Here is a 12,562-nt window from a genome sequence, read left to right as displayed (position 1 = left end):
TCCCGGACAGAAATGGGAAAAATAACAGTTGAGACATGTGAGATTGAAGGACTGAAGATCATTACCCCGGCGGTATATGGAGATGCCAGAGGGTATTTTATGGAAACCTACAATTATAATGATTATAAGGCAGCAGGAATTGACCAGATCTTTGTGCAGGATAATCAGTCAGCCTCTGTGAAGAATGTGCTGAGAGGACTGCATTTCCAGATTGAATATCCACAGGACAAGCTGGTCCGTGTGGTGAGCGGGGAGGTATTTGACGTGGCTGTGGATCTGCGTCCCGGTTCTGCAACCTACGGAAAATGGCATGGTGTTGTCCTTTCTGCAGAAAATAAGAAGCAGTTTTTTATTCCCAAGAATTTTGCACATGGCTTCCTTGTCCTTTCCGACTATGCGGAGTTTGCTTATAAATGTACAGATTTTTATCATCCGGGTGATGAGGGCGGTCTTAAGTTCGATGATCCTGATATCGGCGTGGAATGGCCCTTTGCGCCGGGAACTGAGCTTGTGATGTCAGACAAGGATCAGAAGTGGGGCGGACTTAAAGCTTACACCGAATGGAGAAAAGGACAGCATGAACAGTAAAGAAAAGAAATCACTGGCATCTGTGCTGAAATCTGTTCCAAAGCCGGTGGGAATTGGTATTTTCTGGGGGATCTGTATTCTGGTGGGGATTATGGTAGTCAGCCATAGTAATCCGCTGGCATCAGATATCCACACGGAAAATCTGAAGAAATTCTGTGCCTGTGCACTTCTTTTGCTGGCATGTGTGATCTTCAGTGTGTATTATGACAGGATGTTTATCATTCCGAGGGAACTTTTCCAGAGCAGGGAGCTGATCTGGAAGCTTGCCAAAAATGACTTTAAAAAGCGTTATGCCGGTTCTTATCTTGGATTTCTGTGGGCACTGGTACAGCCGGTTGTAACGGTGGCCATGTATTATGTGGTTTTTGATGTGATCTTTAATACCAGAAGTGAAATGGTGGCCAGCGGAGTGGAGGTACCGTATGTGCTTTTCCTGACAGCAGGTCTTGTTCCCTGGTTTTATTTTTCAGAGGGGATCACCAGCGGCACCAATGCTCTTCTGGAGTACAGCTATCTGGTGAAAAAGGTGGTATTTAACATCAGTATCCTGCCGATCATTAAGCTGGTAGCAGCTACCTTTATCCATGTATTTTTTGCGGGAGTACTGCTTGTTGTAGCCGGAATCTACGGATACTACCCGACCATCTATACGATCCAGATCGTGTATTACAGCTTCTGTCTGTTTGTACTGATGCTGGCAATGAGCTACTGTACCTGTGCGATTACCGTCTTTTTCAGGGATCTTTCCCAGATCATTAATATCGGCCTGCAGGTTGGGATGTGGGCAACACCGATCCTCTGGAACATCGGCCAGATCGGGGATGACAGACTGGTGACGCTGGTGAAGCTCAATCCCCTTGTTTATATTGTCAATGGATATCGCAATGCGATTTATGGAGATGAATGGTTCTTTGAACATTTTTATTCCTCCACGTATTTCTGGATCTTTACTGTGACACTGTTCTGTGTGGGATCACTGATCTTTAAACGGTTGAAGGTTCACTTTGCAGATGTTCTGTAGGGAGATTGTGGCATACTTTACAGGACAGAGAAAGGAACTGGGAAAATGGATGAAAAAAAGGTCGCAATACAGGTAAAAGGACTGGAAAAGGCCTATAAGCTGTATGATAAGCCTTCAGATCGTCTGAAGGAGGCTCTTGGATTTGGCAGAAAGAAGCGCTACAAGGAGCACTATGCCTTAAAGGGCGTGGATATGACGATCTATCAGGGAGAGACGGTGGGAATCATCGGAACCAATGGCTCCGGCAAGTCTACGATCCTGAAAATAATAACGGGTGTTCTGAATCCAACAGGAGGATCTGTCCATGTGAATGGAAGGATCTCCGCACTGCTGGAGCTGGGTGCCGGCTTTAATATGGAATATAACGGGATTGAAAATATATATCTGAACGGTACGATGATCGGCTTCTCCAAGAAGGAGATCGATGCAAAGATGGATGATATTTTAAATTTTGCAGATATTGGGGATTATGTACATCAGCCGGTCAAAACCTATTCCAGCGGTATGTTTGTACGGCTGGCTTTTGCTGTAGCCATCAATATTGAACCGGAGATCCTGATTGTGGATGAAGCGCTGTCGGTAGGAGATGTTTTCTTTCAGGCAAAGTGCTATCACAAGTTTGAGGAGTTCAAGGAGATGGGAAAGACCATCGTTTTTGTCAGCCATGACTTAAGCAGCATCAGTAAATACTGCGACAGGGTTGTACTGCTGAACCAGGGCGTGAAGCTTGGAGAAGGCTCCCCCAAGGAAATGATCGATGCTTATAAACAGGTGCTGGTAGGTCAGTACGTACCGGCTGCGGACGATCATAGCCTCCTTTCTGATAAGGAGATCACCGCAGCAGCGGCAGCGGCGGCTGGCACAGTGAAGGGTGAAGTGAATCCGGAGCTGCTGGAATACGGAACGAAGGACGCCATGATCACCGGATATAAAATAACAGATGATATGGGAAGAGAGACCAGTGCATTGCTGAAGGGAAAGGAATGTACGATCACCATGCAGGTGCATTTTGAGCATGATATAGAAGCTCCTATTTTTGCCTTTACGATCAAGAATATCAAGGGTGTGGAGATCACAGGAACCAATACCATGGTGGAAAAGGCATTTCTTTCTCCGGTGAGGGCAGGCAGAGACATGGAGATCACCTTTACCCAGAAGATCGACCTGCAGGGAGGAGAGTATCTTCTTTCGTTTGGTGTGACTGGTTTTGAAAAGGAAGAGTTTCAGGTATATCACAGACTGTATGATGTGATAAACATGACGGTGATCTCTGATAAGGATACTGTTGGATACTATGATATGAATTCCAGAGTCGTTGTGAAGGAGCTTTCACAGCAGGAAAAGGAGTAAGCCCATGAATCAGGATGGAGTAAGAAAGCCGATCCGTCTGCAGCAGGAGGAGCTGATCAGCAGCCTGCCAGAAAGAATCGGCAGTGTCAGACTGGATTACAGCCATTATCCGGGAAAAGATCTGTATAGTGATGGAGCGATCGAGGATGAACTGCTTGGTATCGTGAAAAATGCTTCCAAAGTGGAATATCAGGAGCTGATCGAGGAAAAAAACAGCTGGCCGATCCTGTATCATTTATCTCCCTTACGGGCCAATATTGTGGACTGGCTTCCCATTACGAAGGAGCATAAGGTGCTTGAGATTGGATCCGGATGTGGTGCGATCACGGACAAGCTGGCGCAGAAGGCAGGAGAAGTGACCTGTGTGGATCTGTCAGCCAGAAGAAGCCATATCAATGCCTGGAGAAACCAGGATCAGGACAATATCACGATCCATGTGGGAAACTTTAAGGATATCGAGCCGGAGCTTCCGGCAGACTATGATTTCGTATGTCTGATCGGTGTGTTTGAATATGGGGCATCCTATATCCCCTCGAAAACACCCTATGAAGATTTTCTGAAGATCATGCTGCGTCATGTGAAAAAGAGCGGTCATCTGGTGATCGCAATTGAAAATAAGCTGGGACTTAAGTACTTTGCCGGATGCAAGGAGGATCACCTGGGAACGTGGTTTTCCGGTCTTGAAGGATATCCGGATGGCGGCAGTGCCAGAACCTTCAGCAGAAAGGGACTCTGCAGGATCCTTGAAAGCTGTGGGGTATCTGATTATTCCTTCTATTATCCCTACCCGGATTATAAATTCCCGACAGTGATCTACTCTGACAGGAGACTGCCAGTGGTAGGAGAGCTGACAGATAATATCCGGAACTTTGACAGGGACAGACTGATTACCTTTAATGAAAAATATGTATATGACGGACTGATCGAGGATGGAAGCTTCCCGGATTTCTCCAATTCCTTTATGGTGATCACGGGGGAAATGCCACAGGCGACCTATGTGAAATACAGCAATGACCGGGCAGAAAGCTATCAGCTTTGCACGGCACTTCTGGAGACAGCAGAGGGCAGGGAAATCCGGAAATATCCGTTGACAGAGCAGGCAAAAGGCCATGTACGGGAAATGGAGCACTCCTGCAGACTGCTGAAAGAACGTTATGCGGGAAGTGACCTTAGGATCAATGAATGTACCCTTCCGGCGGATGGCAGCTATGCCGGCTTTGACTTTGAAGAGGGTGTGACGCTGGAAGAATTGATGGATAAGGCACTTTTTCAGGATGATACAGAGGAATTTGAACGGCTGTTTGAACGGTATCTGCAGCTTATTTCCTATGGCGAAGACAGCGGTGTGACAGATTACGATCTGATCTTTGCCAATATCCTTGTAAAGGATGACCGGTTCACTGTGATCGATTATGAGTGGACGATGGAAGAAAAGATCAGTACAAAGGAGATCGCCTTCCGGGCAATCTACTGCTATATTCTGGAAGAAGAAAGAAGAAATAAACTGGATCTTGACCGGATCATGAATAAGCTTCATATCACGCAGCAGGAGGCAGAGGAATACCGGGCTAGGGAAGAGGCGTTCCAGAAAAAGGTGACCGGAAAGCATAAGTCCATGGGCGAGATCCGGGCCGGGATCGGTACCTATTGTATTGATGTGAAGAAGCTGGCAAAGGGGCATCTGCAGAAGATACTGGATGAGAGGATCCAGGTGTACCGTGACTTTGGAGAAGGCTTCAGTGAGCAGAACTCAGAGTATCTGCCGGATGTATATGCAGATGAGGATACCATAGAAGTGGATATTCCTTTTGACGGCAATGTACGGGCGCTGCGGGTAGACCCTGCAGACAGAAGCTGTATCGTAAGGATGGAAGAGGTTTTGCTGAACGGAAGCAGAGTACAGTTAAGTGATAAGAATTTTGCCACCAATGGCAGGAAGGTAAAGGATCAGACATGGGTATTTGCAACCATGGATCCGGGAATGACCTTTTCTGTACTGGAGATGCCGGTTACTGGTGAAAATACCTTGCACCTTCGGATGAAGCTGTCCCCAGTGGCGATGGATATGGCTTTTGATGTTATGAACGGGTGTAAGCATCTGTTCCGGAAAGGATAATGAACGTGACAGATCTGAAACGGTTTGCAAAAAATATCCTGATGAAAAAACAGTTCAGGAGTTACGAAAAAAAACTGAATGGGCTGAAAATGACCTATGATGGATGGATCAGGCAACAGGAAGAAAAACTGCGAATTGATAAGATCATTATATCAGTACATGAGAAATGTCTGAAAAATGAAGCGGAAAAACAAACACAGGACGGCTCCGGATACAAAAATGAAGGAATACATTCAAAAATGATCCGGACACCTGTCTGGTATGAAGTACGAAAAAAAGAAGAAGGTACGGAAAATACAGTGAAATTCCTTTGCCTGCCGGTCTGGCAGGATGGAAAGGGAGAAGAGGCCTGGATCCCGGAGATCAGAGCATTTGGCGAAGATAAAAATACAAATGTTATTTTATTTGCCATGGCTGAGGGGATGCTGTCAGATCTTGCGCTGCCGATGCTGTTTAAGACATGGAATGAAGAAATGCCGGTTCTGGTATATGGAGATGAAGATGTGCTGGCAGAACAGGGAAGAGAGAAACCCTGGTTTAAGCCGGACTGGTCTCCGGATACCTTCCTTTCGTATTTCTATATGGGAAGTCTGGTGGCACTTCCGGCGAGAGCCGTGTGCGAGTGCCTTGATCAGAATAAGCAGCTTGTGGAAGGATTGTCAGCAAAGGAGGCTCTGACCCGGAAAAATGCAGTCTATGAGCTGTGTTATCAGGTGATCAACCGGGGAATCGGTCAGGAAATCAGTCTGACAGGGAAAGGCTGTGTCAGACATATAGATGAGGTGCTGTATCATACGGCGGAGGAAGGGTATGGAGCCGTGAAGGAAATGCGGCTGCCCGCGGACTGTGCATTCGGGTATGAAAGACAGGACAGCTGGCAGCCGGAAGATGGGAAAGACCATCTGGTATCAGTTATCATCCCTTCCAAGGATAATCCGGAGGTGCTGTTCCACTGTATCAGCTCGTTGACCGAGCGTACCAAAGGGGGGATCCCTTACGAGATCATTCTCGTAGATAATGGAAGCAGAGAAGAAAATAAAATCCTGATTAAACAAAATATAGAAGCACTACAGCAGAAAAATTATCCTTTGTGCAGAGAAATCTGCTATCATTATGAGTCCATGGCCTTTAATTTCTCGCGGATGTGTAATCTGGGAGCGTCCATGGCAAAAGGAGATCTGCTCCTTTTCCTGAATGATGACATGGAGATCATTCAGGGAGACTGGCTTGTGAAGCTGGCAGAAAAGGCATCGCTGAAGCGGGTGGGAGCAGTAGGTGCTAAGCTCCTGTATCCTGATTCTACTGTGATCCAGCATGCCGGGATTACCAATCTGCATGTGGGACCGGCGCATAAGCTGCAGCTTCTGGATGATAAGGATGACCACTATTATGGAAGGAACCGGTATGTCCACAATATGATGGGGGTGACCGGAGCCTGCCTGATGCTTCAGAGGAAGAGGTTTGAAGAGCTTGGCGGCTTCTACGAGGGTCTTGCAGTAGCCTTCAATGATGTGGATCTCTGCTATACCCTTTTTGAAAGCGGATATGATAATATACAGAGAAATGATGTGGTGCTGTACCACCATGAATCACTGAGCCGTGGAAAGGACGGAGAGTCTGAGGAAAAGCAGCTCCGGCTTCTTCGGGAAAAGGATGTGCTTTACGAGCGGCACCAGGACTGCTATGGGAAGGATCCCTATTATAGTAAATATCTTACGACAGATATGCTGGAGTCAGAATACACACCGGCTTATCATTATCAGGTGTCCATGGATATGTCGTGGAGCAGGGTGCAGAAGAAAGAACTGCCGGAGAATGCCAGGGAGGATGCCTGCGTTGTACTTGGTATGGAATGTGCCATGGATATTTATAAATGGAAGTATGGTGTAGCGGCTGGCAGGGGAAAGATACTTCCTGCAGAGGAAGATGAGGGATACTATTTCCAGGGCTATGCCTTTGTGATCGGATCTGATAACGCATGTTATAAAAAGACGCTGTTTCTGGAAGAAAAGGAGACAGGAGAAAAGCTCCTGATCCCGGTCAGGGACTGTTACCGCCCGGATATTGACGGGAACCTGAAGGATCAGATCCATACGGAGCTGACCGGGTTTGCAGCAAAGGTACATCTTTTGGACATTCCTAAGGGGCAGTACCGGTTTGGAATGCTGATGGAGGATGGGTGCTCCAGGCAGAAGCTGTTCTCATACAGCAGCTGGGTGCTCCGGGCAGGAGAAGAACAGGTTTACTTTGATGAAACGAAGCGGGCGAAAGGATAAGGAAGACAGATATGGCGGAAGAAAAGAATTATCAGGAAGCCTATGAAAAGGAACATATCAAGACAGCAGATCTGGCAGAGCGTGTGGCGGTACTGGAAGCAAAGAATGAAGAATTGAATTTCAAGCTTTCACGGATCAAAAATAATCCCCTCTGGAAAGCCAGTGCACCGCTCAGACGGGGCATGCACTTCGTGATCCGCCAGCGGGACAGGCTGAAAAACTGCGGAAGTATCAGAGGTGTGCTTGCCAAGCTGGATTATAAGAAGATAGAACGGAAGGCAATGGCCAGATATGGAACAGAGAGCTTTCCGGACGAAGCAAGGGCAAAGGAAGAGCGGGAGACAGTCTTTGACAGGATGATAAAGATCAGCATCCTGGTACCTCTTTATAATACGCCGGAACCGTTCCTCAGAGATATGATAACATCTGTTTTGAATCAGACCTATCAGAACTGGGAGCTTTGTCTTGCTGACGGGTCGGATGCAGAGCACGGGGAGGTAGGAAGGATCTGCAGGGAATATTTGGAAAAGGATAGCAGGATCGTTTATCAGAAGCTTTTAAAGAATGAAGGGATTTCCGGAAATACCAATGAGTGCCTGAAGCTGGCTACGGGAGAATATATCGGGTTGTTTGACCATGATGATATCCTGCATCCAAGTACGCTGTACGAATATGTGAAGGCGGTCAACGAGCAGGATGCCGATTATATTTACTGCGATGAAACCACCTTTAAAAATGGTGATATCAATAAAATGCTGACCATGCATTTCAAGCCGGATTATGCGGTGGACAATCTGCGGGCCAATAATTATATCTGTCATTTCAGCGTGTTTGCAAAAAGGCTTCTGGAAGGGGAGGAGCTGTTCCGTTCCCGGTTTGACGGAAGTCAGGATCACGATATGATCCTTCGTATGACAGACAGGGCAAAGCATATCGTGCATATTCCAAAGCTTTTGTATTACTGGAGATGCCATGAGGGCAGTGTGGCCTCCGGGATCGACGCAAAGCCTTATGTAGTGGCTGCGGCGAAGGGAGCTGTGGCAGACCATCTGAGACGGCATGGCTTTACCCATTTCCAGATCACCTCGACAAGGGCTTTTGAAACCATTTTCAAGATCCGATATGAAATTATCGGAGATCCCATGATTTCCATTGTGATCCCGAACAAGGATCACGCAGCAGACCTGAAGCGCTGCATTACTTCCATTTTGGAGAAATCGACCTATGAAAATTATGAGATCGTGATTGTGGAAAATGGCAGTGAGACGAAGGAGATCTTTGAGTACTACACTTCCTTAAAGGAATATGACAATATCCGTGTGGTTACTTATGAAAAGCCGGAGGGACAGAATGGATTTAACTATTCTGCCGTAAATAACTTTGGGGTAAAGCAGACAAAGGGAGATTATATCCTCCTTTTAAATAATGATACAGAGGTCATTACCGTCAACTGGATGGAAGAGCTTCTGATGTATGCCCAGCGTGAGGATGTGGGGGCGGCAGGGGCCAAGCTTTATTATGGAAACAAGACGATCCAGCATGCCGGTGTGGTATTGCAGCTTGGTGCGCACAGAACCGCCGGACACAGCCATTACGGCCAGAGCAGAGAGAACCTGGGCTATATGGGAAGGCTCTGCTATGCACAGAATGTTTCTGCTGTGACAGGAGCCTGCCTGCTTGTGAAAAAGAGCCTCTTCGAGGAAGTGGGAGGTCTTGATGAAAGCTTTGCCATTTCCCTGAATGATGTTGATTTCTGTTTAAAGCTCAGGGAGAAGGGACTCTTAAATGTATTTACTCCTTTTGCGGAGCTTTATCATTATGAATCGGTATCAAGGGGCCTGGATGACAGCGGGGAGAAGGCAGAGCGCTATAACCGGGAATCTGCACATTTCCGGGAAAAATGGAAGACTGTGCTGGAAAAAGGAGATCCCTATTACAATCCCAATTTTTCACTTGATAGAAGTGACTTTGCGTTAAAAACATGATATAATGAGTACCTATTGTAAATGAAAGAGGAGGAACCTTTATGAGCTACAGGGAGCAGTATGATTTTTGGTTAAAGGACGCATATTTTGACGAAGCTACCAAGGAAGAACTTCGCAGTATTGCGGGAAACGAAGGAGAAATCGAAGACCGTTTCTATAAGGAACTGGAATTTGGTACAGGCGGACTTCGAGGTGTGATCGGTGCCGGTACCAACCGTATGAATATTTATACCGTAAGAAAAGCAACCCAGGGACTTGCCAACTATATTATCAAGCAGGGCGGCAGGGACAGAGGTGTGGCGATCGCCTATGACTCAAGAAGGATGTCTCCCGAATTTGCAGATGAAGCAGCACTCTGCCTCTGTGCAAATGGAATCAAGGCATATGTATTTGATGCATTAAGACCGACTCCGGAGCTTTCCTTTGCACTGCGTACCCTGCACTGCATTTCCGGTATTGTGATCACAGCTAGCCACAATCCCCCGGAATACAACGGATATAAGGCATACTGGGAGGATGGTGCACAGGTAACTGCCCCCAGAGATAAAGAGATCATTACAGAAGTGAAGAATGTTACAGACTATCATGAAGTAAAGACCATGGACAAGAAGGAAGCCATGGACAAGGGACTGTATCAGGTAATCGGCAAGGAAATTGATGATGCTTACATGGCAGAACTGAAAAAGCAGATCATTCATCCTGAAATCATTAAGGAAGTTGCAGATGAGATCAAGATCGTATATACGCCCTTCCACGGAACAGGTAATGTACCGGTCAGAAGAATCCTTTCAGAGCTTGGCTTCAAGCATGTATATGTAGTACCGGAGCAGGAGCTTCCAGATCCCGACTTTACCACACTGGAGTATCCGAACCCTGAAGATCCCAAGGCCTTTACCCTGGCACTGAAGCTGGCTAAGGAGAAGAATGCAGATATCGTCCTTGCTACTGACCCGGATGCCGACAGACTTGGTATCTATGCGCTTGACAGCAAGACCGGCGAGTACATGCCTTTCACAGGAAACATGTCAGGTATGCTGATCGCAGAATATATTTTAAGAGAAAGAACTGCCACACACACCATGCCTGAGAATCCGGCACTGGTAACTACCATTGTTACCACCAACATGGCAGGTGCTATTGCCAAGGATTACGGTCTTCGCTTCGTAGAAGTCCTGACAGGCTTCAAGTACATCGGCGAACAGATCAAGCTCTTCGAGCAGACCGGCAGCAACAATTATGTATTTGGCCTGGAAGAGAGCTATGGCTGTCTGGCAGGAACCCATGCAAGAGACAAGGACGCTGTTGTGGCTGTTATGTGCCTGTGTGAAGTGGCTGCATGGTGCAAGAAGATGGGCATCACCGTATGGGATCAGATGCTGAGGCTTTATGAGAAATACGGATATTATAAGGAAACACAGTATGCCATGACGCTGAAGGGAATTGACGGAGCTGCACAGATCCAGGCGATCATGGACAAGCTCAGAAGCAATCCGCCGAAGAGCTTTGGTGATCTCAGGGTTAAAGAGTTCAGAGATTATGAGAAGGATACGGTTCTTGATCTTGAAACCGGCGAAACAAAGCCTACAGGGCTTCCTAAATCCAATGTGCTTTACTTTGATCTGACCAATGATTCCTGGTGCTGCGCAAGACCCTCCGGAACAGAGCCGAAGATCAAATTCTACATGGGCGTAAAGGGAACCAGCCTTGAGGATGCACAGGTCAGGCTTGAGAAGCTGACAGAGGATCTGAAAGCATATTTATAAAGAAAAAACGAGTAACGGACGCAGCGGATCAATTCCATGTGTCCGTTATTCGGTCGTAGAGATTGTGGAGCAGGCAATGGCAAAAATTTTTAAACTGGCCAATTTCAGAAAGACGATAAATTACCTGAAAAAAAATGGGATCAGGAGTGCCTGGTATGCAGCCAGGGAACGGATCGACAGTGAGAAGGAAGATTCATATTGCTATCAGGGACTGGCGGAGGAAGAAAAGGAGCGGCAGAGAAAAGAAGGAGAGAGCTTTTCTGTGCGGTTCAGCATTCTTGTGCCCGTTTATGAAACAAGGGAAGATCTGCTCCGGGCCATGATCGAATCAGTACTGACGCAGACCTATGGGAATTTTGAACTGATCCTCGCAGATGCCAGTAAAAGTGAAGAACCGGAAAAGGTGATCGCGTCGTATCAGGACAAGCGGATCCTGTATAAGAGGATCAGACAGAACGGTGGGATCTCTGCCAATACCAATCAGGCACTGATGTACGCTACTGGAGATTATGCAGCATTACTGGATCATGATGACCTGCTGACGGAGGATGCCCTGTTTGCCATGGCGGAAAGGATTGAGCAGGCAAAGAGGGAAGATACAGAGTTACAGATGCTGTATTCTGATGAAGACAAGTGTGATGGGGATGCTGCCCATTATTTTGAACCACATAGAAAAGAGAACTTTAATCTTGATTTAATTTTGTCTAATAATTATATCTGTCATTTCCTGGTGATGAAGAGGCAGCTTATGCAGGAGCTGCAGCTCAACGGAGCCTGTGACGGGGCACAGGATTATGATCTGGTGCTCCGGGCGGTAAACCATATGATGGGAAAGAACAGACAGGTAGTCAAGGCAGAGCCTCTGCCCATTGTCCATATAGATAAGGTTCTGTATCACTGGCGCTGCCACCGGGATTCCACGGCAGAGAATCCGGCAAGCAAGGCCTATGCCTATGATGCGGGAAAGCGTGCGGTAGAAGGGTTCCTTAAGCTCCGTGGCTTTAAGGGAAAGGTAGTTTCCTTAAAGCATCTTGGCTTTTACCGGATAGAGTATGAACCGGATCTTTTAAGCAACAGACCGGATGTAGGACTGGTGGGAGGCCGCCTGGTCGATCATAAAAATAAAATAGCAGGCGGTATTTATAGAGAAGACGGAACGCCTCTGTATGCAGGACTGCATAAGGAATATAGCGGTTATATGCACCGGGCAGTATTGCAGCAGGAGGCAGAAGTGATCGATGTCCGCTGCATGATGGCATCTCCGGCGGGAGAGAAGCTGATCGAGGAGCTGACAGGGCTTCCTTATATGAAAAACCCGGTAAATAAACGTTTTGACTGGAAGGGAAGCCTGAAGGAGGATGTGGATTATCTGGAACTGAGCAAGAAACTCTGCTGTCAGATCCGGCAAAAAGGCATGCGGATTGTATATGATCCGGCCATGACAGAGAAAATATAGGAAAGGA

General features: G+C 46.9%; 8 protein-coding genes. All 8 read left to right on the top strand.

Annotated features, from left to right (window positions below; genetic code table 11):
* Nucleotides 1–12 precede the first annotated feature (12 nt).
* The 8 genes from rfbC to OCV77_RS00500 all read left to right on the top strand — a co-directional run bounded on the left by rfbC (nt 13) and on the right by OCV77_RS00500 (nt 12,555).
* Nucleotides 13–588 carry a dTDP-4-dehydrorhamnose 3,5-epimerase gene (gene rfbC / locus OCV77_RS00535; RefSeq protein ID WP_118798307.1) on the top strand — a complete coding sequence of 192 codons (576 nt, stop codon included), beginning with the start codon at nt 13–15 and terminating at the stop codon, nt 586–588.
* The gene (locus tag OCV77_RS00530) at nt 578–1,609 is read left to right on the top strand and encodes an ABC transporter permease (RefSeq protein ID WP_317246607.1); all 1,032 of its coding nucleotides are present in this window, start codon (nt 578–580) and stop codon (nt 1,607–1,609) included. The genes rfbC and OCV77_RS00530 overlap by 11 nt, the downstream gene beginning before the upstream one ends.
* Nucleotides 1,610–1,654: 45 nt before the next feature.
* The gene (locus OCV77_RS00525) at nt 1,655–2,959 is read left to right on the top strand and encodes an ABC transporter ATP-binding protein (protein ID WP_262572321.1); all 1,305 of its coding nucleotides are present in this window, start codon (nt 1,655–1,657) and stop codon (nt 2,957–2,959) included.
* Nucleotides 2,960–2,963: 4 nt separating this feature from the next.
* Nucleotides 2,964–5,075 carry a class I SAM-dependent methyltransferase gene (locus OCV77_RS00520; protein ID WP_262572319.1) on the top strand — a complete coding sequence of 704 codons (2,112 nt, stop codon included), beginning with the start codon at nt 2,964–2,966 and terminating at the stop codon, nt 5,073–5,075.
* A complete protein-coding gene (locus tag OCV77_RS00515) occupies nt 5,075–7,351 on the top strand; it encodes a glycosyltransferase (protein ID WP_262572317.1) in 2,277 nt (758 codons plus the stop codon). Before OCV77_RS00520 ends, OCV77_RS00515 begins: the two co-directional genes overlap by 1 nt.
* 11 nt (nt 7,352–7,362) lie before the next feature.
* Nucleotides 7,363–9,336, top strand: a complete 1,974-nt coding sequence (locus OCV77_RS00510) for a glycosyltransferase family 2 protein (RefSeq protein WP_262572316.1) — start codon at nt 7,363–7,365, stop codon at nt 9,334–9,336.
* Nucleotides 9,337–9,377: 41 nt separating this feature from the next.
* Nucleotides 9,378–11,099 (top strand): phospho-sugar mutase, encoded by a 1,722-nt coding sequence (locus OCV77_RS00505; protein WP_262572314.1) that lies wholly within the window; start codon nt 9,378–9,380, stop codon nt 11,097–11,099.
* A 76-nt stretch (nt 11,100–11,175) separates the two neighbouring features.
* Entirely contained in the window at nt 11,176–12,555 is a 1,380-nt protein-coding gene (locus OCV77_RS00500) for a glycosyltransferase (RefSeq protein ID WP_262572312.1), read from the top strand.
* The last annotated feature ends 7 nt before the right edge of the window (nt 12,556–12,562 follow it).

It is taken from the genome of Suilimivivens aceti (genome assembly GCF_025567405.1).
Classification (GTDB): domain Bacteria; phylum Bacillota; class Clostridia; order Lachnospirales; family Lachnospiraceae; genus Suilimivivens; species Suilimivivens aceti.
The sequence above is the reverse complement of the archived record's forward strand: the minus strand, read 5'-3'. Positions and strand labels throughout refer to the sequence as shown.